Origin of the sequence: Pedobacter sp. SG908, assembly GCF_011759615.1 — a bacterium.
GTDB classification, from domain to species: Bacteria; Bacteroidota; Bacteroidia; order Sphingobacteriales; family Sphingobacteriaceae; genus Pedobacter; species Pedobacter riviphilus.
Genome location: NZ_JAAOYY010000003.1, coordinates 406852 through 431696, shown reverse-complemented (window position 1 = coordinate 431696; position 24845 = coordinate 406852). Strand labels below are relative to the sequence as shown.

The following is a 24845-nucleotide window of genomic DNA, read 5'->3' as shown; positions in this document are numbered from 1 at the left end:
TCTGTTTTATTTAGTTTTCGCTTCTTCGGTACTTAATAAATTTTCCAATTCTTTCACCTTTTCCGGATATTTTAAAGCGAGGTTATTTTTTTCACCCAAATCATCTGTTAGGTTGTACAGCTGCGCCGCAGGCAGGTTTCCGCTATCGGTATAGGTAAGCTTATAAAATGCTTCTCCTTTTGATGGCCTGATGTATTTCCAGTTGTCTTTAACAATTGCCAATTGGTTGCTCTGTTCGATAAAGAAGTCGCGGCCTTTTTGGTCCTTTCCAGTAAAGGCATCCCATACATTTTTACTATCAATTGCATTTCTGCTTTCTAAATTGAAAAAACTGGCAAATGAGGCTAAAAAATCAATTTGTGAAACTAAGGCTCCAGAAACACCGGGTTTGATTTTTGCGGGCCACGAAATAATAAAAGGCTCGCGCGTACCACCTTCTAAAATACTATATTTTCCTCCACGTAAACTACCTGCAGGTGTATGACCGTTTAATTTTTCGAAACCTTGGTCTTCGTAACCATCCATAATTACCGGACCGTTATCGCTGCTAAAAATGATTATGGTATTTTTATCAAGGCCCAGGTATTTTAGTTGTTTTGTTATTTCGCCAACAGCCCAATCGAGTTGTAAAATTACGTCGCCGCGATTGCCCAATTCACTTTTGCCTTTAAACATGGTAGTGGATAAACGTGGTACATGCGGTTCGGTTAAAGCATAGTAAAGGAAAAAAGGTTCTTGTTTGTGATCCTCGATAAAATTTTTCGCTTTGGTTAAAAAGGTAAATGGAATTTCCTCGTCAGTCCAGCGGGCCAGTTTACCTCCTTGCATGTAACCGATACGGCCAATACCGTTTACAATGGTTTGGTTGTGTCCATGGTTAGCTTCAGCAGGCATTTTTAACAGTTCTGGGTGGTCTTTTCCTGTTGGATCGGTACCGATTTGATTTTTATAATCAACTGTAATCGGATCATTAGGGTCTAAACCTACTACCAGTTGATTTTCCATAAAAACGGTCGGAACTCTATCGGCCGTAGCCGGGAAAATAAACGAATAATCAAAGCCGACTTCTTTTGGTCCAGGCTTTAACTCTTTATTCCAGTCTTTTTCTACGGCATTGCCCAAGCCCAAGTGCCATTTGCCAACAAGTCCTGTTTTATAGCCTGCCTGCTGAAAGATTGATGGAAGGGAACTATTATCTGTTGGGATAATTAGTGCGGCATCGCCCGGTAAAATGCCTGTTCCTTTTTTACGCCATGCATATCTGCCAGTCATTAGAGAATAGCGCGAAGGGGTACAGGTTGATGCGGTAGCGTGACCATTGGTAAACCGCAGTCCTTGCTTCGCCAATGCGTCGATGTTTGGGGTTTTTATTTTTGTTGCGCCATAACAGCTAAGATCGCCATAACCCAAATCGTCGGCATAGATGATAATTACATTGGGTTTCTTTTGTGCGGTAGCGTAAAAGTTAAAGCTGGCGAGGCCAATAATGAGGGATAATAAAAATTTGTGGTTCATGGTTAGAAAAGGATATCTGGTTAGGCATAAAAAAGGCCAAACAATCATGCTTGGCCTTGTATGTAAATATTAATCTTCTGCTAAGAATGGATAACGGTAATCTGTTGGAGGGTTAAAGGTTTCTTTAATGGTACGAGGAGAAACCCAACGCAACAAATTAATCATCGCACCAGCTTTGTCGTTTGTGCCCGATCCTCTGGCACCGCCAAATGGCTGTTGTCCAACTACTGCGCCTGTACATTTATCGTTAATGTAAAAATTACCGGCTGAGTTGCGTAATGCGTAACTGGCTTTTTCTATAGCATATCTATCTTGTGATAAAATAGCCCCCGTTAATGCATAAGGTGAAGTGGTATCGATTATTTCTAAAATCTGGTCAAATTCTTGATCTTCATATACGTATACAGATAATACCGGACCAAAAAGTTCCTCACACATGGTGGTGTATTTCGGATCGTCAACAACTAATACGGTAGGTTCAATAAAATAACCTTTGCTTTTATCGTAATTGCCACCGGCAATAACTTCTACACCTTTATCTTTTTTAGCCTGATCAATATATTTAGCCAATTTATCGAAAGAACGCTCATCAATAACTGCATTAATAAAGTTGCTGAAATCTTCTGTTCCGCCCATTTTAAACGAAGCTAAATCTCTGATTATTAATTTTTTAATCTCAGGCCACAGACTTTTTGGGATATAAGTGCGGCTAGCAGCAGAACATTTTTGGCCCTGATATTCGAACGCACCTCTAACAATTGCAGTAACCGAAGCAGCAACATCTGCACTTGGATGAACCAGGATAAAATCTTTACCACCAGTTTCGCCAACTATGCGTGGATATGATTTGTATTTATGGATGTTTGTTCCGATTGTTTTCCAAATTTCCTGAAAAACTTTTGTTGAGCCTGTAAAGTGGATACCAGCAAAATCAGCATGATTAAAAATCACATCGCCAACTTCAGGACCATCAGCAAAAATAAGATTAATTACACCGTTAGGTAAGCCTGCTTCGCGGAAAACCTGCATAATTACGTTAGCAGCGTAAACTTGGGTATCTGCAGGTTTCCAAACAACCACATTACCCATCATAGCTACACAAGCAGGTAAATTACCAGCAATTGCGGTAAAGTTGAAAGGTGTTAAAGCAAATATAAAACCCTCTAAAGGACGTTGTTCTGTTCTGTTCCACATGCCATTTGGCGATACAGGCGGTTGTTGGCCATAAATATCATGCATGTAACTTACGTTAAAACGCAAGAAATCAACCAGTTCGCAAGCAGCATCAATTTCAGCCTGGTAGGCATTTTTACTTTGCCCAAGCATGGTTGCTGCATTAATTTGGTAGCGGTATTTTGTAGCAAACAAATCGGCAGCTTTCATAAAAATAGCAGCTCTATGTTCCCAAGCTAAAGCTTCCCAATCTGCCTTGGCGGCCAAAGCAGCGTCTATGGCTTGTTTTACATGGCTTTTATCGCCATAACTAAAGGTAGCCAGTACATGTTGGTGATCGTGTGGAGCGACTACTTTCTTTTTATTATTAGTATGTACCTCTTGTCCGCCAATAAACATCGGAATATCCAATTGTTTAGAACGGGCATCGGCAATAGCCTCTTTTAAAAGCAAACGTTCTTTTGTGCCTGGCGCATAGCTGTTAATGGGCTCGTTAACCGGGGTAGGTACGTTAAAAAATCCTTTAAGCATATTTTATTTTTTATGATTTGGACAAAGATAATGCTTTTTGGGGTAGGCAATTCTATTATTCTGTAAAGAAAAATAGAGCAAACGTTTGACTGGAATAGTCAGAGATAGAAGTCTGGAGGCCGAAGCCAATGAAAGGGTAATTTTAAAGAAGTTGTGGTTAAAATATGGATAGCTTAAGTAACTTTTCTAATGTTATGCGCTTTTCTCTATGATCAGGAAATCAGCTTTTGTTTCATCATCTCTAAAAAATCTTTCCGGTAAGTTTCTCCGATCAATATTTCTGCAGAAATCCCTTTTAAGATAATCCTGTTTCCGTCTATTGAGGTGATTTTATTTAGCGCCACTATAAACGATTTCTGCACCCGGATAAATTGCGCTTTGGGCAATCTTTCCTCTACATCTTTCATGGTTAGGAGTGCAAGCGTTCTGATGCCATTGTGGTGGAAAGCAATATAATTTTTCATGCCTTCAACAAAATCGATTTCGGCAATATTAATTTTCAGCATTTTACCTTTAGCCTCTGTCTTAACCATGAAATAATCATCATCCTGCTGGATAACTGATATATTAACTTTTTTGGTGTTAATAATCTTTTGGGCCTTGTTTATGGCTTGTAAAAAACGGGGCAGGGGGATAGGCTTAACTAAATAATCAACTACATCAAGATCAAAACCAGCAGTGGCAAACTCCTTATATGCAGTAGTGAGTATTACCTGTACCTCTTTGTTATTCATCGTTTGGATGAAATCAATGCCTGATATCTCTGGCATATGAATATCTAAAAAAATGAGATCGACTGGGTTGCTGCTTAAAAAACTCAGGGCATCAATCGGATTGGTAAATGTTGCAGTAATCTGTATTGCAGCAACAGATTTTAGATAATGTTGTATTACTTCAATAGCATGGTCTTCGTCATCAACAATAATGCAGTTAATCATGAGGTGTATGGTTGAGGTTTAATTTGTGGTAACTTGAAATGTTCTAAAAAACGTAAATTATCAAGTGAACTGGGTTTTTCTTGATGATCGGTTGCTTTATTGTAAGGTAAAATTAATTCGAGACTATAATCAATCTCAGTTTCGTTAATTGTTAATGCAAAGCCCTTTTTGTAGTGATTGGCAAGACGTTTTTTTATGTTTTCCATGCCTATACCGCTTGACAGTTCTTTAGGTCCGTTTTTCTTTTTATTCCATGTACTGAGTTGGATGTTTTGGTTTATTTCATCAATGCTTAAGGCTATTTTAACTGGATGCGCTTGATCTGTACAATTGCCATGTTTTAAGATATTCTCTACAATAGTAATTAGAATTAATGGAATCAGTCTTACATTGTCGGTACTTCCATTCACACTAAAATCAATCTGTAACTTGTTATTGAAACGAAGCTGATTAATTTTAATCACGTTGTTAATATGCCCAATTTCTTCGTCGATTAAAGTCATACGGTCATCTTTGTCCATTTCGAGCGAATAGCGCATAATTTCACTCAGGGTCATAATGCCATCAGCTAATTCTTGCGATAAGGGTAACGATTTTGCAAAAAAGAAGTTGAGCGTATTGTTTAAAAAGTGTGGATTAATCTGTGCCCGGAGAAAAGCATATTCTGCTTCATGTTTCTCTTTTTCGATGAGGCGTAGTTTTTTTTGATGTTTAATTCCCTCATTCGCGAAATAGTAACCGATACCTAAAATAGAATACCTAATAAAGACCCATAATACTGAGGCACCAAAATGTATGAAATTAAATGGGGGTGGGGGTGGACCAACTGCACTTATAAGCGGCCTTATATGATGCCCCGTAATATACCAATTTCCAAAAGAGAAGGCAAAGGCTAGAATTAGCCCTAATATTAACAGCAAGGGTTTTAATGGATTGCCATATTTAGAACAGACCAAAATGCATAAATAAACTGTACAAATATTAGGGAATTGAGTGAAAAAGACATCCGCAATGCTAAAAAAATAGGTTGTTGGATCTTTTGCATATTCTAAAAGATTGCCTAGCAACATGTATGCAATCCAAAAAAGGATATGATAGATAATTATTTTTTTATGTTTATTTTTCACAGTTAATTATTTTTATAGTTTTTTACAAAACTTACCCAATCTTTTTCGCTATCAGGTATCCTAACATTTGGAGCTATTCCTATATTATCTAACGGTCGTTTTATAGCATGCAATGATTTTGTTACGGGATAAGTTAATGTAAAAAAGTCACATGGTGGATGAGTAATTATTACATCTGCATAATCAACACAACCAGCTGTATTTTGGCCAAATAGTGTTACTTTTTTACTTTGCTCTGCTCTTAAAATAAAAAACTCTCCACTGCTGGCCGTATGTTCGTTAATTAAGATAGATATACGGGAGGGGCTTTTTAAAATTTTTGAAAATTTTATGGTTCTACCAGTATAAAGCTTGTAAAATTCTCCTTGATGCGCTCTTAATTTTTTAGCATTCTTTTTCATTGTTTTTTTTAAAGCAGTAGTGGCGTAAGGATAATTCTTTTCAAAACCATCATGGATATTATCTTCTGTTGCTAACACAATCCCCCCATCAACGTATATTGGGTTGGTATATAAATAAGGAAGGAGTTTGTCAAAACAACCTGTTATTCCTCCCGGATTATCGCGCATATCGATAATCAAATGTTCTGTATTTGCCAAATTATCTTTGTTACTATCAATTAGGCTATCTATCCTTAGTTTATATTTAAAATCAAATGATGGCAGTACAAGAAGTGAAGTCTGTTCATCCAAAACTTTAAAACTAGGCATTAGATCTGGAGCAATGTATTTTTGGATGCAATTGCCAAAAAATATACACCAATTGGCCTTTTGTCTGTACCAAACCAATAGATTGTAGGGCTTAAATAGTGACTGTTATTTAGTTTTATACTTCTTTACAAAATCAATCCAGTCGGTAACATCGGCAGGTATTTCTACATCGGGTTTAATGCCAATATTATCCAATGGATAATCAGGTAATCGCAAAGATTTGCAGGCTGGGTAATAAAGCGTGTAGAATTTACATGGCATTAGTATTTTTACATACTCAGTATAGTCTACTGCCCCCGAACTATTTGTGCCATATAGCTTTACTTTTTTACTCTGTTTAGCTTCAAGTAAAAACATTTCGGCAGCACTACCTGTACCTTTATTAACAAGAAAGGAAACTCGCTCAGGGTTTTTATACACCGTTTGTAATTTAATGGTATCGATAGGGTATAGTTTATAAAGTTCTCCCACATGAGCTTTCAGTTTTTGGCGCTCTTTCATAAAAACATTCTTCATGCTATCCGAAGTCTCAGGGTATTCTTTAGAATAACCGTCTTTAATATTTTCGGATGTTGCCAATACAAGCCCCCCTTCTTTTAAAATAGGGTTGGTGTACAGGTAGGGTATCAGTTTTTCGTACACTAAAACAGTGCCACCGCTATTATTCCTTAAATCGATAATTAAATGTTTGGTGTTTTTTAATATGCTTTCGTTCTTTTTAATTAATGCAGCGGTAGGGGCAACATATTCCATTTTGCCAAAAGAGGGCATTTCGAATAAAGCCGTTTCATGATCTAAAACCCTAAATTTTGGCGAAAGATCTATCTCTTTTTTTGGTGTAATAGCTGCAGTTGGCTTGGGTGCCTTTATCCATTTACCGAATATGCCAAGGGTTATGGTATCTTTTTGCTTTGATAATTTGGGGTGCTGTTCCGAATGGTCTCCTCCGCTGAAATAAATCATTTCATATCGTCCATCCTTTTTTACTAACCTGAATTTGACTTGCTGGGTCATCCATCTTATCGAATCAGCCTTTAATACAAATCCCATAAACTGATTAGGGCTAGTGTCTTTAACTACCCCAACTTCATATATACCAGCACTCCAAATCCCTTCTATACTATCGAGTTTGGTTTTATTCTGGTGCAGGTAAGATTTAAAACTGTTTTCGGTCCAGGTGGTTTTTTCTTCGTTTGCAAAAAATGTCCTTACCGAATCAGCGGTGAGCTTATCGAAGTCCATGCCAAAAGCCATGTGTTTATCTTTAAAAAAATCTATCCATTCTCGGCATACACTCAGGCATTTATAGGGATTAGCTTTATTCGCTACCTGTTGTAGACTATCGGTGAATCTTTTAAACTGCAGGCTATTTGCGGGTGTTACTTTATCGGTATAACCTACATAATTTTTTGTTATTCTATTGGTAAGATAACTAAAGTTATCACCGCAATTACAGTTCTGGGCTTGTAAGTTGTAAAATGGAAATAAGAGCAATAAGTAGAAGATTATTTTTTTCATCTATAGATAGTTTGTTTTTTAAAGGTGATGAAGCGATCAGATTTTTTACCAATGTAGATGTGTTTAATGGTGTTCAAAGAGGCTTGAACCATTTATTCACCCCGCTGTGGTTTGAAAAATCATGATGGTTTCATAGTTTTCAATTACAATTATAGTCGATATTTATATTTAAAGGATGAACTATTTTAAAATACACATTTGTATTATCTTCTGTATGGGTTAATGTAGCATCTTGTTTGATTCGAAATTGACTATTTCGGACGTTATTATCTCTTTTTGTCCTTATAAAAAGCCTTTTAGTGTATCTTTTTTTTTGATTGAAATTTAATATCCAATACTTGTTTCATGTTAGGCCAACATAGGCGGAATCTGAAAAGCCTTAATGAGTAAGAACCAAAAATTTAAATTAAACGAAATGAAAAGCTCAAGATTAAAAAGTTTTGGTGTTCAGGAACTGGATGCTAAAGAAATTAAGATGACAAACGGAGGAGGATTCAGTTTAGGTGATTATTTAGTAGGACATGTATTAGATGCTTGGGTAGAAATATGGTATTATGCAGGGCAAGAAGGGGGGCGTTACCAACAATCACTACCATCTGGATTGAAAAAGTAAATTTTATCTCTAGGATAGTCTTTTAGATATCCTAGAGATAATTCCTTTAATTTGCAATTTCATTAATCCTATATAAGTTTTAAATTCTCTATATGTTCAATAGTACAGTTAAAATAAGGTTGGAAAGTATAATGAAAAATCCAGCTGCATTTATTATAACATTTTCTTTTTTTTTATTCATCGTCAGTTTTTTATTTGATTATTTTACTGAATTAATCGAATTTAAGTATGGAACTAAAATTATTTACACTAGTAGAATAACCAATAAAGAGTTTTCTTATAAATTAGTTTTATCGTGTTTTTTAGCTCCAATAATTGAAACTTATTTCTTTCAGAAAGCACCTTATGATATCCTGAAAAAGAAAAATGCTAAAAAATGGATGATAATATTGATCTCAAGTTCTTTATTTGGATTAGTCCACTTTTCAAGTTTTGCATATATGTTATATGGCTTTTTTGCAGGAATTGTATTAATTACAGCTTACATTTATTGGGAAGGATTGAAGCTAAATAAATTTATAATTGTTTTTATCATTCATTTGATACATAACTCATTAGTTCTTTTTAGTGACTTATTAAATATTAAGTAATTCTGAAATATGCTTTTCACCATGGAAAAAACAGCTGTCAAAAAAAATCAAAGAATGGTAAATATCTTATTTATTGCTATTCTGATATGTATCTATCTTTTTGATCAGAGAACATATTTTATAAACGGAGTAATACAAGGCATTAAAGATTTCGATATTTTATTGCCGTAATGATTTTTAATTAACACATCTAAAATTGCTATGAAAAACAATCTTCTTCTATTTATCTTTCTGGCTTTTACCCTAATAGGAATAATTTATTTAAGTGGTTATTTTGTTGGTAAGGCAGCCTATTATGTTAGCCACCAATAAGTATTAGCAATACTGTATTTACAATTGAAGGAATGTTTGGTCTTTAGAAATTAGGAGGTCTTAACTCCTGAAATGCACGAAGCCTAATATTAACTTTAGTAGATTCCGTGTCTTAGTTGCAAATACCCTGAAATAACTGGACTATTTCAGCCTTTTCATCCCTACAATCCCCCATTTCGTGTATCTTTTTTCTGGTATAAATTAATAATCACAAACTTGGCCTTAACCAAGCCAATTGATGATTATGCCTTTTATAGAAGATGCCAATTTCGAAGATAACTCCATCATTTTTTTACACGATACCAAGGTACGAACACAAATTATTTATTCTGCCACAATCCTATTCATTCTTGTGGCTTTAGCTGCCTTACCTTTTATTTATACAACAGTAAGCGTTAAGGGCAATGGTTCTTTGCAGAGTAATATCGAAAGAACAGAATTGCTAGCACCTGTGGCAGGGAAAATTACCTTGATTAATTTAACCGATAACAAAAAAATAAAAAAAGGGCAACTCCTTTTAAATATAGACCCTACTATACCCGAAACACAAAATGTGATTTTGAATAATCGTTCTGGTGATTTAAAAAATTTATTAAATGATGCGCTCCTCGTTTTAAAACTGGTCGACTTAAGCAATGCAGGGCAACCTGCATTGCGAACCGGCCTGTATGCGGCAAGTTGGCAACAATACGCGGAGCAGATTCAAAATGCACGCGAGCCATACTGAAATGATGATTGCAAATGGCCATTACGCCAATTTATGGAAACAACAGTTTGGAGATGATGACCTAACAAGTTTGATAACACCCGCGCTGGAGTTTGTAAAAGATAGCATTTAATCATCATCAGTTTTACTATGAAACTATTAGAATACATCGATAGCATTAAGAAAAATCTAAAAAATATAAGGTTGAAGAATTATCTTTAACAGAAATGAAATCTATTGAAGGTGGTAGCTGGTTCAGCAGGGCATTTGAAGCTATTGGCGATGCTTTAGATGATGCTTACCACTGGTTACAGGATAATCTTGGAATTACCTTAGGCTCAGATGGAGCACATGGAAAATAATTAAACCGGAAGAGCAGGTTATTTATCCTGCTCTTTCTATTTTGCTTTTACAAAAACCTTATGATTAACAATATTTGCAACGCTAAGAATATCTCTTTAGCGATTTTGTTTTTTCTGTCGATGACGAAAATAAACGCCCAATCCTTTTATCTTACAGGACATGTTTTTGATGGCAAAGCGCCTTTAACGGGTGCTTCCATTTTAATCTCCAATAAGCACGTAGGCAATAGTGATGCTTCTGGCTATTTTGAGGTCGGCGCCAAATTGGGCGATACACTGAAAATAAACTTTCCTTTTTACGAAGTCGCAACACTTATTTTAACCGATTCGCTGCATAAAAAAATAAATTTAACTGCAAAAACATTTCAGTTGGACGATGTTCAGGTCAATTTTAACAAAGGAAAAACCATTGACTCTTTGTTGAATATATCCTTTTCGCAATTAAAGTCGGATCCGTTTAACGCTAAAGTGTTTTTAAGGCAATCTGTGATACAGAATGATGAAAAAGTTCGCTTATTAAATGAAGGCTTGTTAAGTGTTAACAGTCCTGATTTAAAAGAGCTTGTTGTGGTAGGCAGCAGTAAAAAAGTAAAATTAAATGTTGATTATAGCTGTAATCTGATTAATACTAAGGTTGGCCCCAGAATAACTTATGGTAGTAACCCCCAGATTAAATTACGTTTGGGATTGTTGCCGGGACATTTCTATGAGCTTGTAAAACTGAATATTACCGAAAAAAGCATTAAATCAGATAGTGTGAATACGATTATTCAGGTTAAAGGAAATCTGGCGTTAAAAGAAAAGGTTGAGGTATCGTATATATGGATTTTGGATCAAAAAACCAATGCTTTAAAGCAAAGTCAGTATTATGAGCAATATGTAAATAAAAAGTTTTTTTTCTTTTATGATTATGCCTACCGGGATTACGAACTCTATTCGGCGTTGATCAGTGCAAAACAGGTTATTGGCCGGAATTCATACTCAACCAATGATGAAATATTTATATTTAAGCAAAGCGGTAGTGACTCAGGCAAATGGAATTTTGATGCAAATAAATGTGGATTGGAAAAATATGTAGAGCAGACAGGAAATTGTGATGAGTTGAAAAATTTTAAAACTAAACATCAAATATCAGCTCGTAGTTTCTTCTAGTTTAACAGTTAATTGATATTGCGCACCTAAATGGTTTTGGCGGCAGACAATAATCGTTTAATAAACCAAAGCCAAATACCGGCCATGATGGCTTACACAGCCTGGTTTGGTGCTTTTGTAATCGAAAAGATGATTAGGTGCTTCGTAGATCGCAATCTTAATTTCCTCCAGTTGATGGTAATTTGGAACAGCGATAGTATGTACAAATGCTGTATGTAAGCTACTTTTAGTGAAATAGACGTTACCATCAATATTTACCTCGGCATAAGCGTTAGGATGGATCGTACAGCTTAAACTTTTGGGGGCAAAATTCCGGACACCAGTTTTACGGTTATAAATTTTATAAGCCGATTCTTTCATGCTCCAAAGTAACCACACCATCATATCGGGATTTTCTGCAGCAGAAATCAGTAACTGTTCTTCCGTAGTAAAAATCTTATCCAGATAATTTTTACGGCGCCAGTTGCTCTGGGTTTTGGCCAGGTTTAAATCAACAATATCATTGCCCAGCATGTGCTTCTAATTTAGCAGCTATAATTTCAGTTGTGGCTTTTACGTTGAGCATTTTAGCCATCGAATCGTTGTCTATTTCGATGTTGAATTTCTCTTCGATATCTAAAACAATATCAACCAGGTTAGCCGAATTTATTTTTAAATCGTTTATAAAATCGGTGTTTTCGTCAATATGTGCCAGGGCTGATGCCTCTTCGCTGTAAGGTTCAACAATTGTTTTTAAAGCTTCGATGATTTCTTCTTTATTCATGAGTGTATTTTTTAAAAATAATGCAGGCATTAATATCGCCAAAACCAAAACTGGCTTTAGCTAAGATATTAAATGGTTGATGAATTACTGTTTGCGGAATGCATTTCGCATTAATTAAAGCGGTAATTTCGGGATTTAAGTCTTCGCAATTAATATTGGGGAAAATAAAACCTTCTGAAAGTTCAAGTACCGAGGCCACGCATTCTATACTCCCTGATGCTGCAATACAATGGCCAATCATGCCTTTTATAGAATTGATATACGGAAACTCATTAGCTGGTAGTTGTAGCGCTGTTTTCCAGTTTTCAATTTCTAGCGCATCTTTAGTTGTTGCGGTAAGGTGGCCATTAATCACATCTATTTCCTGGGCTTCAATACCAGCATTTTTTAATGCTGTTTGGATACATCGCTGTACAGCGGTAGGATTTGGTGCAGTCATAGTACCTAGGCCCCGCTGACCACCAGAATTGATATGCCCTCCGAGCACTTCGCCGTAAATTTTAGCTTTCCTTTTTAGCGCGCTTTCGAGCGATTCTAATACCAGGGCGCCGGCGCCACTTCCAGGTACAAAACCACTTGCGCATGCACTCATTGGGCGGCTTCCTTTTTCGGGTTCATGGTTATGTTTAAAGGTGCAAACTTTCATGGCATCAAAACCACCCCAAATATAAGGGCCGCTGTCGCTGGTACTTCCTGCTAACATTCTTGTGGCCTGACCTGTTTTAATTCTCTCGTAAGCCAGCAGTATACTTTCTGCTCCTGTAGCGCAGGCAGATGAATTGGTGCTTACCTGATTACCCAGGCCGAGTTTGCCACTGATAAAAGCACTTACGCCACTGGCCATGGTCTGTATTACTACCGAGCTTCCTAATTTTTTAATTTCAAGCGCATCTATCTTATTAATTGCCCATCTAAATTTATCTATACCAGAAGTACCCGCTCCGAAAATGGTACCGCTATCCCAGTCAGGCTCGTTATTATTTTCGATGGTTAAACCTGCATCCTTCCAGGCATCCAAACCAGCAATAATACCATATATAATTCCTGTACTGTTTAGGTTTCGCAATTCAAGCGGTGTAAAATATTGATTGATCCGTTCTTCGCTTAGTAATGGTTTACCTGCGATCTGGCAAGAGAAGTTTAAGGCTTCCAGATCGGGCTGATGACGGATGCCTGAAAGTCCTTTTTTTATGGCATCAGAAAACTCATCAATGGTTGTGCCATTGGGGGCACATACACCTAAACCGGTAATTACGACTCTGTTACCCATTTTCTTTCGAAATTAACATGCCAGAAATATTTCCTTTGCAAACCGTTTCGCCGGCTGCATTTTCCATTTTTACCTTGCAACTCAGTTTATTAAACCTAAAATATATTTTCTCACTCGTTACCGTAACCTGCTCATCTGGGTAAACCGGTTTTAAAAAGTCAATAGTGTTTGATGTCATGGCAATGGATATATTTTGATCAATATCTTTTAACAGGTAAATGCCTAAACAGACCAGTCCAATCTGCGCCATGGTTTCGGTGAGGATCACTGCCGGGGTAACCGGGTGGTTTTTAAAGTGACCTTTGTAAAAGGGGAGATCTTTAACATAAGTATAAGTGCCCTTTGCGCCATTTTCATCAATGTGTAATAACTCATCAACAAAAAGAAAAGATTTACCATATGGTAGTTTATCTAATATTTCTGGTGTTGTCATGATCAGGTTATTGAATGGGTAATATTACCATTGTAAAAGTATGCGTTGTGCCGAAAACCCCGGTCCGAAGCTTAACATTAGCCCTTTTTCTCCAGGCAAAGGCTTTTTATCCATAATCTGCTCTAAAACATAGAGAACTGTTGCGCTGCTCATGTTTCCGTAAAGCCTTAAAACTTCTTTCGTTTCGTTTATATTTTTGCCTAGTTGACCAAATAATTCTTCAACAATCTGGATAATCTTTTTTCCACCCGGATGGAAGATCAAATGGTCTATATCGTTAATTTCGAATCCGTTTTTTGTCAAAAATGGATGAATAATAGCAGGGAAATGATTGGCAATGGTTTCCGGAACTGCCACATCCAGTACCATTTGCAGTCCGGTATTGGTAAGTTTAAAGCCCATCATCTCTTCAGCATCATAAAAATGGTACATTTCTTCATCCAAAAGCGCTGGTCCGGTATCTGCTTGATCCGAACTTAATAATACACAGGCAGCACCATCGCCAAATATTGCTGCACTTACAATGTTGGCCATCGAAAAATCGTTTAATTGAAAGGTTGCCGTAGGCGATTCTACCGCAATAACTGCTGCGCGTTTACTTGGATTGGCTTTCAGAAAATTCTTGGCGTAAATCATACCTGATACACCAGCCGCGCAACCCATTTCGGTTACAGGTAAACGAACAATATCCTGACGCAGTTTGAGCTGATTAATCAGATAAGCATCTAAAGAAGGGATCATGATTCCTGTACAGCTTACTGTAATGATGTAGTCTAAATCCTGAGCTTGCCAATTGGCTTTTTCGAGTGCGTTTTCCAGACATTTGGCCCCCAGCTTTATTCCTTCGCTGACATAAATGTTGTTTCGCTCCTCAAAACTTAAATCACTAAAAACCTCTTCGGGCGACATGATCGAGTATCTTTTATCTACTGCGGCGCTTTCAAAAATCTTTTTTACCTTTCTGATAAAACGATCATCCTGATCTTTTAGCCAAATATCTAAAAATGGTAAAATATCAGCAGTTGATCGCCAAAATTCTGGCAAGGCTTTACTTACGGCTTTTACGGTTACGCTCATGTTGTTTTAATTATCCATTGGTAGCGGAAAGCCCATTTCCATTTTATCGAACTCGACTTTACCTTTAATTGTTTGGTATATTTAAGCAAATCTGCTCTTTTAAATCCACGTAGAATTGATATTAAACCATCTGCTCTCGACATATCATTTAAACGAAAAACATAACATAGCGCTTTAAAAAGGTAATATGCTATTGCACTTCTTTGCAGGTCGTTTATTACCATACCCATTGTTGCCGATTTTTTAAAATTGTTTAACAGGTCAATAATTTCTTCATCTTTAAAATGATGTAACGTTAAAGTACAGAGCATAATATCGCAAGGTTCTGTTTTACTTAAATCATCAAAAATATTGCTGCAGGCATAGGTTATATTTGGGTAGTTGGCAGACAAACTTTGCGCATGACTTATTGTAAATTGATTGGCATCTACCCCTTTTAAAATAAAATGTAAACCTTGTTTTTTTGCATAATCGGCCAAAGTGCGTAACATATCTCCATTTCCGCAACCAATATCAGTAATACGTATAACTTGATCCAATGGTTTGTTGGCGATTAAGATTTTAACCCCTGCGAGTGTAACTTTATTACCCCCAAGAAGTTGGTTAATGCTGGCTATTTTATCAAGTGCATCGCGCAATATTTCACCTTCCATAGCAAAATCATCCATAATCTCTGGTGCGGTGCTTCTATATGTGGTATCTACTTGCATTTATGATGAAGTTGTGATGGGTTTGCCGTGTGTTTGTTTTATTATTTTATTAAGTAGAAAAGGCATTTTAATCAATGCATTTATGGCTAAACTTTCAAAGTTAGTACTCCGTAGCAGGGAAGATAACATTCTTCCCATTTTTAAGCGGCTTTTAAATTCGCTGTTCCAATGTGCGGTGTAACTTTCTTCCAGTGCTGCACGAGAGCTTATGCGACCTTCTATTCTTTGATGCAAAAGTTCCGAAACAATTTTGGCAGCGTGAATAGCCATGGCCATGCCATTTCCGCAAAGTGGATGAATTAATCCGGCAGTATCACCAATCATTAAAATATGGTTATGCACGGGTTCCTTACGCTCAAAAGAAATCTGACCGATGGTTAACGGAATATCGAATAAACTTGTTGCATTTTCGAAAATAGTCCTTAGATACCTGTTTTTATAGAGTACATTTTCTTGAAAGGTAAGTATGTTTTTGTACTTTTTAAAATGCTCATAGTTGGCTAGATAACAGATGTTTAATCGGTCATTTTCGACCTTTGAAACGCCACAATAACCACCTTCAAAATTATGCAGGCTAACCAGGTTATTCGGAAAGTTGGCTTTGTAATGTGCTTTAACTGCCAGATAGGGCGATTGGTTGTTAATGAAACTCCGGTTAAGTTTAATATCAATGCCCGATCTTTTTCCATAAGCGCCAATAACGTAAGCAGCAGCAAAGGTATGATTTGCAGTTGCTACTGTAAATTGGTTATTGGCAAAATTTATTTCTATTACGCAATCTTGAACTATGTTTACTTTTCTCCTGATCAGCTCGCTATACAAATAATGATCGATGGTATATCTGCTTAAACCAAAACCACCTAATGGCAATTTTGTCTGTATACTTTTGCCAAGATTTGAAGTGAAAAGCAGATCGTTGATGAAGGTAGGTGCAAGATTTTTGATATCCAAACCAAGCCATTCAAAATAAGGGAGCACTTCATTAGAAATATATTCGCCACAAACTTTATGGCGGGGATAACTATCTTTCTCGATCAATGTAACATTTAAACCCACCTTATTAAGGTGAAGTGCAGCTGTTAAACCTGCCAATCCACCACCAATAATTAAAATTTCTGTTTCGGCGTGCATATTATAAGATGGAACCCTAATATAACATTTAAAATTCGGGTTTGTTCCATTTGAGTTTCTTTAACCACAGAGATTGTAGAAAAAAACAATGAAGGCGCGGAGTTGAGTTTGCTAACGGGCTGTCAGATGTTATCATCTGGTTGGAATGTTATGAGTCTGGAGTTGTTCTTCTAATAGGTTCAAAAACCTTTAATAGCAACAGCGCCAGTTTTGATTAAACGGGATTGCAGCGGTATCCTCTTGTTTGCTTTAAAACAAGAGATTTAGCAAAAAGCCCGACTAACGTTAATTATACTACTGCTTTTCTAAAAAGAAAAAATTAAAAATTTAGGTATCTAGTCTGCAATTATGCCCATTAACATAAAATCCTTACAAACCATTTCACTTGCCTAATGGTTGCGCTATTGGGCATTTGGCCTAAGCCATGCCTTTCTTTTTTAAATAATCAGTATTTTTGAAACCACGATATGCTACTGAACTATCTACGCCTTTTACTACTTCCTTTTTCGATCATTTATGGAATGGCTATTCTACTCCGTAAAAAACTTTATGATTGGGGATTGATGCGATCTGTAAAGTTCGATTTACCGGTAATCTGTGTAGGCAATTTAGCCGTTGGCGGATCGGGCAAAACACCAACAACAGAATATTTGGTGAAGTTGCTAGCCGGTTATAAAATAGCCATACTAAGCAGGGGATATGGCCGAAAAACGAAAGGTTTTATTGTTGCCGATGGTACTGCAACGGCCGAAAGGATAGGGGATGAGCCATTACAGTATCATCAAAAATTTGCAGCTGTTACCGTTGCCGTTTGCGAAGACCGCGTAAATGGCATTAAGCAATTGAAAGACAATCATGATTTAATTATCCTTGATGATGCCTTTCAGCACCGCGCAGTAAATGCAGGGTTTAATATTTTGCTTTTCGAGTTTAGAAAGTTGGGTACTTTACAGTTTTTATTACCTGCCGGTAATTTAAGAGATGTTTTCTCCTCGCGTAAAAGAGCAGATGTATTGTTGGTCACAAAATCGCCAGTTCCCTTGTTACATGTTGCCCAGCAGGCTTCGATAAATGAGCTACAGCCAAATGCAAATCAACTTGTATTACATTCTTATTTAAAGTATGGCGATCTTATACATCTATACCAAAACGAAAGCCGTACGCTCGAGTCGATTAAAGGTTTCGAAATTTTCCTGCTCACCGGAATTGCAAATCCAGCTCCGTTAATAGAAGAGCTTGAAAAATATGCCAAAACCATAAAACACGAAGAATTTCCTGATCATTATGCTTTTAAAAATGATGATATTAAGAAGTTTAAATCGGTTTTTACAGCCAATATTAAAAAAGATAAAATCATTATCACAACAGAAAAGGATAGCAAGCGTTTAAGAGCTACCGGATTTGAAGATTTACTGGTAGATTTACCTGTATATTATTTACCCATTGAGGTTGAATTATTTGAAAAAGATAAGATTACCTTTGACGAACTCATTTTAAATTATGTTAAGAGCAATAGAAGAAACCGTTGAATATATAAAACGTAAAACAGAGAACTTTAAGCCAGAAATAGGCATTATTTTAGGTACTGGCTTGGGTGGCTTGGTAAAAGAAATCGAAGTTGAGCATCAATTGATGTATTCTAATATTCCAAATTTTCCAATTTCTACTTTAGAGTTCCATAGTGGGAAATTGATTTTTGGAACATTAAACGGGAAGAAAATTATTGCCATGCAAGGGCGCTTACATTATTACGAAGGTTACAGCATGCAGCAGATTACCTTTCCGGTTAGGGTAATGAAAGGCTTGGGGATTGAAAACTTAATTGTATCTAATGCTGCGGGCTCGTTAAACCCTGAGTTTAAAAAGGGTGATTTAATGATTATCGACGATCATATTAATCTGCAGCCAGATAACCCGTTGCGAGGTTTAATTGAGAGCGAATTAGGGCCACGTTTTCCAGATATGAGCCAGCCCTATAAACGCGATATTATAGCCAAAGCGTTAGAAATAGCTAAAGATGTTGATATTAAATGCCATAAAGGGGTGTATGTTGCGGTTTCTGGCCCGAACTTAGAAACTAAAGCGGAATACAAATACCTGCGTTTAATTGGTGCTGATGCAGTTGGCATGAGTACTGTACCCGAGGTTATTGTGGCCAACCACGCTGGTTTACCTGTTTTTGCCATCTCCGTATTAACAGACGAAGGTTTTCCAGAAGACCTGCAGCCTTTTAATTTAGATGAAATTTTAGCGGCAGCAGCTAAAGCCGAACCTAAAATGACAGAGATTTTAACCCGTTTAATTTCTGAACTATAAGATGCATAAAGCCGTTAAAATCTGTTTTTTTTTCTTGCTACTGTTAGGCATTAATAATGTCTTTGCTCAAGATTTAAAAACAAGTGTTGGTACCAATAAAGAACTTGATTCGGTTAGGAAAAAGCTAGATGGGGGTAAAGATTCCGTAGTTTTTACAGCCAAATATATACGGTTTACCAAATTGTCGCTAACTAAGGATAGTATTGTACTGCTGCCTTTAGATACTTCAACCACCAATATCCAGAATTATAGTCCGCTTTTACAACCCCTGCACCCAACCATTAGCAACGGTAATATGGGTTTGGCTGCCAGGCCTTTATTGTATGAACCTAGTAAAAGGATTGGCTTTGATGTAGGATTTCATTCACTCGATTATTATGCTCTAACACCTGAAGATATTATTTACTATCAGGCCAGAACCCCCTTTACCAGTTTATATTTTGTTAGTGCAGGTCAAAAAGAACAGCTTTTTAGGGCTATCCATACGCAGAATATTAAAAAAAACTGGAATGTTGGAGTTAATTTTAACCGTGGCGATTCTAGAGGTTTTTATACCAGGCAACGTGGCGATAATTTAAATGTTGCCGTGTTTTCATGGTATCAATCGCCGAGCAAACGTTATAATATGTGGGCATCGGCAATTTTTAACACCATGCGCGCCTACGAGAATGGTTCTACAGTAGCTACAGGTTTATTCGATCCTAATTATACTAAAATTGCAAGAGAGGCAGAGCCTGTAAATTTAGCAGACTCAAGAAATATGTACCGTAAAAATACCATTTTCTTAAAACAAACCTATTATGTAGGCCGGATAGATACCTCTGCAAATGTTAACAATTCAGTTTTACCAACCAATAAGGTTTCGTATACATTTGAGTATAATAATGACAGTTTCGATTTTTACAAAAATGGAGCTGATGTTAATAATGTACTGCCTCCGGGAATTGCTAGTACAGTATTTACGAATGATTCGACCCATGTAAAACATATTAAAAATGAATTTATTTATAGTTTCTTTTTACGGCCAAAAAATAGTTCGGTTATTAAAAATGAATTAAAGGTTGATGCGGGCATAAGGCACGATTATTACAAACATGAATATTTTGGTATAAAGCAAGATGCAACCAATTACGAACACAGTAGGTTTGCTTATCAAAACATTACCATTTTAGGCGCAGCGGGCTATCGTTTCTCCAACAATATTGATTTCAATTTAGACCTGCAACAAATTTTGCAAGGTGAAAACGCAGGAGATTATTTATACGAGGCAAAAAGTAAAATTCTTTTAAGTAAAACCATAGGAAGGATTGAATTGGGAGCCTATGTACAAAACCAAACCCCGGCGGCTATTTTTAACTACTATCATGGTAATCATTACCAATGGACAAACAGCGATTTTAAAAATACTAAAATTGCCAATTTATCATTTAATTATATCAACGATAAGTATGGTTTTAATGCAGGTGCTAAGTATTTCTTGACCAGTAACTACGTTTATTTTGCTGCAGACCATACCAATGGTACAACCGCCATTTTACCAGAACAGGCCACTGCAGATATTAGCTTAATTAGGCTAGATGTATCAAAGAAAACCAGGTTTGGTAAGTTTGTGATGGAAAATTATATCGCTTATCAAAAAACAGATAAAAATACAGTATTAAGAACACCAGAACTTTATACTTATAACAGCATTTATTTTGATAATACTTTTTTCAAAGTATTAAAGGCCAATGTGGGATTTGATGTGAGGTATAATTCTGAATATGCAAACTACTTATATTCGCCGGCAACAGCTCAGTTTTATATTGATGAACGCAATCCAACAAACCTGGTTTCAAGACCAGTAATTGATGTTTTTTTTAAAGCAAATTTAAAGCGGGCTAATATTTTTGTTAAATATGATTTTGTAAATCAAGGGTTGTTTCAACCAGGTTATTACACTGTAAACAGATACCCTATGCAAGATGCCTTACTAAAATTTGGGGTAAGCTGGAACTTTTACGACTAAAACAAAGCATAAAAAAACCTTCCCGATTTTACATCGGGAAGGTTTTTTGCTTTTAAGGCTTTTCTTAGAATGAATAACCAACTGAGAAACCTAACACACGGTTAGTTAATTTATTCGAATTGGCTTGTCTGTCTTTTGGTGTTAAATCGGTTAAACCTAAACCATAGTTAGCACCTACTAAAAATCCAGAATTTGTACGGTAAGCTAAACCAAAGTTTGCACCAAAGTCTGTACTGCCATAATTTTTGTCGTTTGCACTACCAAAAGAAAGATCTCTATCATTAGAGTTAGTTACAGTTGCACTTGTGTTGTTGCTATTGTTAACCGTTGTGATGGTAGTTTGTCCTTTGTCTTTACCAGAGATATTAAAGCCAATGTAAGGACCAGCACTGATCTGTACTGCACCAGCATCTCCTGTTGGGATTCTGAATACGGCATTAATCGGAACTTCAATGGCCATTAGATTTGTTTTAATAGATGAGGTAGTTGTAATTGTATTATTACCAACTGTTGATGTACCTGTTGATTCAAACTTATTACCCTTGTTCTGTAATGATACTCCTGGTTGGATAAAGAAATTGTTTCCTACACCAAAATCACCAAATGCGGTAACATTAAACCCAACATTGTTTTTTGCATTATCGTTAAAAGCATTGGCAGCATTATCATCTCCACCTGCATGAAACTTTGAAAGGTTAACGCCAGCTTTAATTCCAAAACGTGAAGTTTCACCTGTCATTTTTGTTTGTGCAAATGCACCTGTTGCTAATAAAATAACTGATGCGCTTAATAGTAACTTTTTCATGATATTTTTCTTTTATAAAAATCTTGTTTAAATTTTCAGGTTTTACCCTGTTTGTTAATTACCTGTGCTAATCCAAAAGCTGTGCCAAAGTATCAAGAGTGTTACAATTTGGTAGCTAATACATTGGCTATCAGTGTGATTTTTGGAGGATTTAAGGGTAGCTATAATCCAAATCAGAAATGGTATGAGGAGCCATTTACTGTATACATAACAGGAATATAGCGGAGAATTAACAATTTTTTAAACTCAAAAGGAATAATGCCAAAAGTTAAATTTTGATAAATTACGTTTTTTGAGGTTTCTTTTTTGCCGCAGGAAAAAGCACATTATTGAGGATCAGGCGATACCCCGGCGAATTTGGATGCAAGCTTAAATCTGTTGGCGGATCGCCTACAGCATGCTGATAATCTTCTGGATCGTGACCGCCGTAAAAAGTAAACTGACCTTTGCCAATTTCGCCATGTAAATATCTTACCTCTGCCGCGCCTTTATTTTCACCTAAAACGGTTACACTCGTTTTCACTAAGCTCTTTCTGAATGCTGTGGTTTGCCCCATAAAACCTTTAATAACCTTGTCGTGGTCTTGGGTAAGCATGGTTGGAACGAGGTCCCATTTGGCCGAAAAATCGAATAAAGTAAAATAATCGTTGGTTTGGTTAAGTGTACGGGTTTGGGTAGCATCTATATCCGAAAATTCATAGTTCATCGGGTTATTGTCTAACTTGAAATTCTGGAAGGCTAGCGTTTTATTAAAATCCAGTTTACTTTGTGCATTTGGATCCGCAGGATCGCCATCAAACATTTGCGCGCAAATATCAACACCTTCGGCGGCAAGGGCAATGTCGAAACTATCGGTACCAGAGCACATGGCAAACAAAAAACCTCCACCAGCACAGTATTCTTTAATGTGTTTAGCAACGGCTAATTTCATTTCCGAAACCTTTTTATAGCCCATACGTTTGGCCAAATTTTCCTGGTTTTTAACATCTTCCTGGTACCAGGTTGCATACCTGAAATTGGCCCAGAAACGGCCATATTGCCCGGTAAAATCTTCGTGGTGCAGGTGAAGCCAATCATATTTGCTCAATTTATCCTGAAGGATATCGTCGTCATAAATTACATCGTATGGAATTTCGGCGTAGGTTAAAACGAGTGTAACCGCATCATCCCATGGTAATTTGCTTTTTGGAGAATAAACTGCAATTTTTGGCGTTTTCTCCAGTTTAACCATCTCCATATTCACAGCAGGATCACTGATTTCGTTTAATAAACTCACCACTTTTCCATCAGCCATTACTTCGTAAGAGACTCCACGGATTTTAAGCTCATCCTCAACGGTTTTATTGTATTTAATTAAAAAGCTTCCGCCACGATAATTTAAGAGCCAATCAACCTCCAGCTGTTTGCTGATCGTCCAATAGGCTATACCATACGCTTTAAGGTGGTTTTTTTGATCTTCATCCATGTAAATTAACAAAGAAGAAGCCCTAAGGCCCAGGGAGCAAAGCAGGCAAATAAATAGAATATAAGATTTCTTTATCAAATCGGTATACTTAAAACACTAAAATACCGCATTTAAACTGTATAGAAAAATTTAATGATGTTATAAGTTATACAATTTTGTTATTTTTGCCCTCTACTAAAAAAATATGAAAGTTTTTTAGGCGAACGAAATTTAAAATTAGTACCGATATTGATATGAGTAAAGCAATAATAAAAACAGAAAAAGGCGATATGACCGTAGAATTCTACGAAAATGATGCGCCAAAAGCCGTTGCAAACTTTAAAAAATTAGCTAAAGAAGGCTTTTATGATGGTGTAACTTTTCACCGCGTAATTCCTAACTTTATGGTTCAGGGCGGATGTCCAAATTCAAAAGATCCGGCTAAAGCACATTTGGCAGGTACTGGTGGCCCAGGTTATAAAATTGATTGCGAATTAGACGGAGAAAATCAATATCACGATCGTGGTGTTTTATCTATGGCTCATGCTGGCCGCAATACTGGTGGTTCACAGTTTTTTATCTGTCATAGCAGAACAAATACAGCGCATTTAGACCGTAACCATACCTGCTTTGGTAAAGTAGTTGAGAATGTAGACCTTGTAGATGATATTCGCCAAGGTGATAAAATTTTAAACATTGAAGTTTTAGAAGATTAATACGCAATGCGTTTGGCGATAAGCGTTTAAAGCGCTAATTGCTCATATTTAGATTTTAAAACATTAGAAATACGTTATGCGTTTGGTGGTAGGCGATTTGTTGCGCTAAACCCCAACCGCTAACCGCTAAACACACATCATATGAATTTAAGAGGAATTGTTGCCGTATCTGGCAGACCGGGTTTGTTTAAACTGGTTGGACAAAATAAAGTGGGTTACATTTTAGAGAGCTTGGACGCTCAAAAAACTAAAATTGTTGCCAACATTACCAATACAAAATTAGCTTCGTTAGAAGATATAACTGTATATGGTGAAGATGAGGAAATTAAATTGGCAGATATTTTTGCCAAAATTTCTGCAAAAGGATCTACTCCAGATTTGAAAGGCGATTTACGTGCTTATTTCCTTGAGGTAGCTCCAGGTCACGATCAGGAGAAAGTTTATGCTTCTGATATGAAGAAAATCATTACCTGGTATAATTTGTTAAAAGATCTGCCTTTGTTTACTGAAGAAACTCCAGAAACTCCGGGTACACCAGCAGAAGTTAAGTTATCAGAAGAAAAATCAGCTTCAGAGAAGAAACCTAAAGCCAGTGGAGCAAAAGCATCAGCAAGTGCAAAAGCAACTACAAAAACTTCAGCTCCTGCTAAAAAAGCAAGTATGACTAGTAAAAAAGGCGTTTAAGCTTTATTTACTTCACTATAGAGAAACACCAGGCCAAATTTGTCTGGTGTTTTTTTATGAAATTAATCGAAAAAATACCAAAGCAGCGCTACAATCACCAATGAAGCAATAATACTGATCCATAAGTATTTGTTATTGCGGTTCTGATCGCTTTTATACCTGTATTCCCGTTTATATTTATCTAATAGCATAATTTCTTTTATTTAATGATGATTATAACATAATTATTCCATAAGCTTTC

26 protein-coding genes are annotated in these 24845 nt (G+C 36.5%); 10 read left to right on the top strand and 16 right to left on the bottom strand.

Annotated features, from left to right (window positions below; translation table 11 throughout):
* Positions 1-6: 6 nt before the first annotated feature.
* The 6 genes from FHT21_RS22460 to FHT21_RS22435 form a co-directional block, all read right to left on the bottom strand.
* Positions 7-1515, bottom strand: coding sequence for an arylsulfatase (locus FHT21_RS22460; protein ID WP_167296967.1), 1509 nt, complete (start codon positions 1513-1515; stop codon positions 7-9).
* Positions 1516-1584: 69 nt separating this feature from the next.
* Positions 1585-3219, bottom strand: a complete 1635-nt coding sequence (pruA, locus tag FHT21_RS22455) for an L-glutamate gamma-semialdehyde dehydrogenase (RefSeq protein ID WP_167296966.1) — start codon at positions 3217-3219, stop codon at positions 1585-1587.
* Between the two features lie 212 nt (positions 3220-3431).
* Positions 3432-4157, bottom strand: a complete 726-nt coding sequence (locus FHT21_RS22450) for a LytTR family DNA-binding domain-containing protein (RefSeq protein ID WP_167296965.1) — start codon at positions 4155-4157, stop codon at positions 3432-3434.
* Complete coding sequence (locus FHT21_RS22445) at positions 4154-5077, bottom strand: histidine kinase (protein WP_167296964.1); 924 nt, start codon at positions 5075-5077, stop codon at positions 4154-4156. The genes FHT21_RS22450 and FHT21_RS22445 overlap by 4 nt, the downstream gene beginning before the upstream one ends.
* Positions 5078-5286: 209 nt before the next feature.
* Positions 5287-5994 carry a S41 family peptidase gene (locus FHT21_RS22440; protein ID WP_167296963.1) on the bottom strand — a complete coding sequence of 236 codons (708 nt, stop codon included), beginning with the start codon at positions 5992-5994 and terminating at the stop codon, positions 5287-5289.
* A 105-nt stretch (positions 5995-6099) separates the two neighbouring features.
* Entirely contained in the window at positions 6100-7512 is a 1413-nt protein-coding gene (locus FHT21_RS22435) for a S41 family peptidase (protein ID WP_167296962.1), read from the bottom strand.
* Between the two features lie 382 nt (positions 7513-7894).
* Between FHT21_RS22435 and FHT21_RS22430 the strand changes: the two genes are divergently transcribed.
* The 5 genes from FHT21_RS22430 (at position 7895) to FHT21_RS22415 (ending at position 11247) form a co-directional block, all read left to right on the top strand.
* Complete coding sequence (locus FHT21_RS22430) at positions 7895-8125, top strand: hypothetical protein (RefSeq protein ID WP_167296961.1); 231 nt, start codon at positions 7895-7897, stop codon at positions 8123-8125.
* Between the two features lie 131 nt (positions 8126-8256).
* The gene (locus tag FHT21_RS22425; RefSeq protein WP_167296960.1) at positions 8257-8715 is read left to right on the top strand and encodes a CPBP family intramembrane glutamic endopeptidase; all 459 of its coding nucleotides are present in this window, start codon (positions 8257-8259) and stop codon (positions 8713-8715) included.
* Positions 8716-9271: 556 nt separating this feature from the next.
* Positions 9272-9754, top strand: a complete 483-nt coding sequence (locus FHT21_RS22420; RefSeq protein ID WP_167296959.1) for a biotin/lipoyl-binding protein — start codon at positions 9272-9274, stop codon at positions 9752-9754.
* 206 nt (positions 9755-9960) lie between these two features.
* Positions 9961-10095, top strand: coding sequence for a hypothetical protein (locus tag FHT21_RS25085; RefSeq protein ID WP_262889383.1), 135 nt, complete (start codon positions 9961-9963; stop codon positions 10093-10095).
* A gap of 60 nt (positions 10096-10155) precedes the next feature.
* A complete protein-coding gene (locus FHT21_RS22415) occupies positions 10156-11247 on the top strand; it encodes a carboxypeptidase-like regulatory domain-containing protein (protein WP_167296958.1) in 1092 nt (363 codons plus the stop codon).
* A gap of 57 nt (positions 11248-11304) precedes the next feature.
* Here FHT21_RS22415 and FHT21_RS22410 read toward each other — a convergent pair whose 3' ends face one another.
* Genes FHT21_RS22410 through FHT21_RS22380 form a run of 7 tightly spaced genes read right to left on the bottom strand, consistent with a single transcriptional unit; the run spans position 11305 to position 16631 of the window.
* Positions 11305-11760: a 4'-phosphopantetheinyl transferase superfamily protein gene (locus tag FHT21_RS22410; RefSeq protein WP_167296957.1), complete on the bottom strand. Its 456-nt coding sequence runs from the start codon at positions 11758-11760 to the stop codon at positions 11305-11307.
* Positions 11747-12010 carry a phosphopantetheine-binding protein gene (locus FHT21_RS22405; protein ID WP_167296956.1) on the bottom strand — a complete coding sequence of 88 codons (264 nt, stop codon included), beginning with the start codon at positions 12008-12010 and terminating at the stop codon, positions 11747-11749. The genes FHT21_RS22410 and FHT21_RS22405 overlap by 14 nt, the downstream gene beginning before the upstream one ends.
* Positions 12003-13280, bottom strand: a complete 1278-nt coding sequence (locus FHT21_RS22400; protein ID WP_167296955.1) for a beta-ketoacyl-[acyl-carrier-protein] synthase family protein — start codon at positions 13278-13280, stop codon at positions 12003-12005. The genes FHT21_RS22405 and FHT21_RS22400 overlap by 8 nt, the downstream gene beginning before the upstream one ends.
* On the bottom strand, positions 13273-13713 hold the full coding sequence (locus tag FHT21_RS22395; protein WP_167296954.1) for a 3-hydroxyacyl-ACP dehydratase FabZ family protein: 441 nt from the start codon (positions 13711-13713) through the stop codon (positions 13273-13275). Before FHT21_RS22395 ends, FHT21_RS22400 begins: the two co-directional genes overlap by 8 nt.
* A 24-nt stretch (positions 13714-13737) precedes the next feature.
* A complete protein-coding gene (locus tag FHT21_RS22390) occupies positions 13738-14790 on the bottom strand; it encodes a type III polyketide synthase (protein ID WP_167296953.1) in 1053 nt (350 codons plus the stop codon).
* Positions 14787-15500: a methyltransferase domain-containing protein gene (locus tag FHT21_RS22385; RefSeq protein WP_167296952.1), complete on the bottom strand. Its 714-nt coding sequence runs from the start codon at positions 15498-15500 to the stop codon at positions 14787-14789. The genes FHT21_RS22390 and FHT21_RS22385 overlap by 4 nt, the downstream gene beginning before the upstream one ends.
* Positions 15501-16631: an NAD(P)/FAD-dependent oxidoreductase gene (locus tag FHT21_RS22380; protein WP_167296951.1), complete on the bottom strand. Its 1131-nt coding sequence runs from the start codon at positions 16629-16631 to the stop codon at positions 15501-15503.
* A gap of 467 nt (positions 16632-17098) precedes the next feature.
* On the opposite strand from FHT21_RS22380, the gene lpxK reads away from it, so the two are divergent.
* Genes lpxK through FHT21_RS22365 form a run of 3 tightly spaced genes read left to right on the top strand, consistent with a single transcriptional unit; the run spans position 17099 to position 20955 of the window.
* Positions 17099-18160 carry a tetraacyldisaccharide 4'-kinase gene (gene lpxK, locus FHT21_RS22375; RefSeq protein ID WP_167296950.1) on the top strand — a complete coding sequence of 354 codons (1062 nt, stop codon included), beginning with the start codon at positions 17099-17101 and terminating at the stop codon, positions 18158-18160.
* Positions 18132-18947: a purine-nucleoside phosphorylase gene (locus FHT21_RS22370; protein ID WP_167296949.1), complete on the top strand. Its 816-nt coding sequence runs from the start codon at positions 18132-18134 to the stop codon at positions 18945-18947. Before lpxK ends, FHT21_RS22370 begins: the two co-directional genes overlap by 29 nt.
* Position 18948: 1 nt before the next feature.
* Complete coding sequence (locus tag FHT21_RS22365) at positions 18949-20955, top strand: putative porin (protein WP_167296948.1); 2007 nt, start codon at positions 18949-18951, stop codon at positions 20953-20955.
* Between the two features lie 64 nt (positions 20956-21019).
* On the opposite strand, the gene FHT21_RS22360 is transcribed toward FHT21_RS22365, so the two are convergent.
* Together FHT21_RS22360 and FHT21_RS22355 are read right to left on the bottom strand one after the other, a co-directional pair.
* Positions 21020-21760, bottom strand: a complete 741-nt coding sequence (locus FHT21_RS22360) for an outer membrane beta-barrel protein (RefSeq protein ID WP_167296947.1) — start codon at positions 21758-21760, stop codon at positions 21020-21022.
* Positions 21761-22043: 283 nt separating this feature from the next.
* Complete coding sequence (locus tag FHT21_RS22355; protein ID WP_208399016.1) at positions 22044-23225, bottom strand: asparagine synthetase B; 1182 nt, start codon at positions 23223-23225, stop codon at positions 22044-22046.
* Positions 23226-23458: 233 nt separating this feature from the next.
* Between FHT21_RS22355 and FHT21_RS22350 the strand changes: the two genes are divergently transcribed.
* Together FHT21_RS22350 and FHT21_RS22345 are read left to right on the top strand one after the other, a co-directional pair.
* Complete coding sequence (locus tag FHT21_RS22350) at positions 23459-23920, top strand: peptidylprolyl isomerase (protein ID WP_086547682.1); 462 nt, start codon at positions 23459-23461, stop codon at positions 23918-23920.
* A gap of 141 nt (positions 23921-24061) precedes the next feature.
* On the top strand, positions 24062-24604 hold the full coding sequence (locus FHT21_RS22345) for a DUF5606 domain-containing protein (RefSeq protein WP_167296946.1): 543 nt from the start codon (positions 24062-24064) through the stop codon (positions 24602-24604).
* Positions 24605-24666: 62 nt separating this feature from the next.
* Here FHT21_RS22345 and FHT21_RS25080 read toward each other — a convergent pair whose 3' ends face one another.
* A complete protein-coding gene (locus tag FHT21_RS25080) occupies positions 24667-24795 on the bottom strand; it encodes a hypothetical protein (protein WP_255497459.1) in 129 nt (42 codons plus the stop codon).
* Positions 24796-24845 lie beyond the last annotated feature (50 nt).

Excerpts from the sequence above, each read along its gene's own strand:
- FHT21_RS22460 (WP_167296967.1), bottom strand. The coding sequence starts at position 1,515 with ATGAACCACAAATTTTTATTATCCCTCATTATTGGCCTCGCCAGCTTT.
- pruA (WP_167296966.1), bottom strand. The coding sequence starts at position 3,219 with ATGCTTAAAGGATTTTTTAACGTACCTACCCCGGTTAACGAGCCCATT.
- FHT21_RS22450 (WP_167296965.1), bottom strand. The coding sequence starts at position 4,157 with ATGATTAACTGCATTATTGTTGATGACGAAGACCATGCTATTGAAGTA.
- FHT21_RS22440 (WP_167296963.1), bottom strand. The coding sequence starts at position 5,994 with ATGCCTAGTTTTAAAGTTTTGGATGAACAGACTTCACTTCTTGTACTG.
- FHT21_RS22435 (WP_167296962.1), bottom strand. The coding sequence starts at position 7,512 with ATGAAAAAAATAATCTTCTACTTATTGCTCTTATTTCCATTTTACAAC.
- FHT21_RS22430 (WP_167296961.1), top strand. The coding sequence starts at position 7,895 with ATGAGTAAGAACCAAAAATTTAAATTAAACGAAATGAAAAGCTCAAGA.
- FHT21_RS22425 (WP_167296960.1), top strand. The coding sequence starts at position 8,257 with ATGAAAAATCCAGCTGCATTTATTATAACATTTTCTTTTTTTTTATTC.
- FHT21_RS22420 (WP_167296959.1), top strand. The coding sequence starts at position 9,272 with ATGCCTTTTATAGAAGATGCCAATTTCGAAGATAACTCCATCATTTTT.
- FHT21_RS25085 (WP_262889383.1), top strand. The coding sequence starts at position 9,961 with ATGAAATCTATTGAAGGTGGTAGCTGGTTCAGCAGGGCATTTGAAGCT.
- FHT21_RS22415 (WP_167296958.1), top strand. The coding sequence starts at position 10,156 with ATGATTAACAATATTTGCAACGCTAAGAATATCTCTTTAGCGATTTTG.
- FHT21_RS22410 (WP_167296957.1), bottom strand. The coding sequence starts at position 11,760 with ATGCTGGGCAATGATATTGTTGATTTAAACCTGGCCAAAACCCAGAGC.
- FHT21_RS22405 (WP_167296956.1), bottom strand. The coding sequence starts at position 12,010 with ATGAATAAAGAAGAAATCATCGAAGCTTTAAAAACAATTGTTGAACCT.
- FHT21_RS22400 (WP_167296955.1), bottom strand. The coding sequence starts at position 13,280 with ATGGGTAACAGAGTCGTAATTACCGGTTTAGGTGTATGTGCCCCCAAT.
- FHT21_RS22395 (WP_167296954.1), bottom strand. The coding sequence starts at position 13,713 with ATGACAACACCAGAAATATTAGATAAACTACCATATGGTAAATCTTTT.
- FHT21_RS22390 (WP_167296953.1), bottom strand. The coding sequence starts at position 14,790 with ATGAGCGTAACCGTAAAAGCCGTAAGTAAAGCCTTGCCAGAATTTTGG.
- FHT21_RS22385 (WP_167296952.1), bottom strand. The coding sequence starts at position 15,500 with ATGCAAGTAGATACCACATATAGAAGCACCGCACCAGAGATTATGGAT.
- FHT21_RS22380 (WP_167296951.1), bottom strand. The coding sequence starts at position 16,631 with ATGCACGCCGAAACAGAAATTTTAATTATTGGTGGTGGATTGGCAGGT.
- lpxK (WP_167296950.1), top strand. The coding sequence starts at position 17,099 with ATGCTACTGAACTATCTACGCCTTTTACTACTTCCTTTTTCGATCATT.
- FHT21_RS22370 (WP_167296949.1), top strand. The coding sequence starts at position 18,132 with ATGTTAAGAGCAATAGAAGAAACCGTTGAATATATAAAACGTAAAACA.
- FHT21_RS22365 (WP_167296948.1), top strand. The coding sequence starts at position 18,949 with ATGCATAAAGCCGTTAAAATCTGTTTTTTTTTCTTGCTACTGTTAGGC.
- FHT21_RS22360 (WP_167296947.1), bottom strand. The coding sequence starts at position 21,760 with ATGAAAAAGTTACTATTAAGCGCATCAGTTATTTTATTAGCAACAGGT.
- FHT21_RS22355 (WP_208399016.1), bottom strand. The coding sequence starts at position 23,225 with ATGGATGAAGATCAAAAAAACCACCTTAAAGCGTATGGTATAGCCTAT.
- FHT21_RS22350 (WP_086547682.1), top strand. The coding sequence starts at position 23,459 with ATGAGTAAAGCAATAATAAAAACAGAAAAAGGCGATATGACCGTAGAA.
- FHT21_RS22345 (WP_167296946.1), top strand. The coding sequence starts at position 24,062 with ATGAATTTAAGAGGAATTGTTGCCGTATCTGGCAGACCGGGTTTGTTT.
- FHT21_RS25080 (WP_255497459.1), bottom strand. The coding sequence starts at position 24,795 with ATGCTATTAGATAAATATAAACGGGAATACAGGTATAAAAGCGATCAG.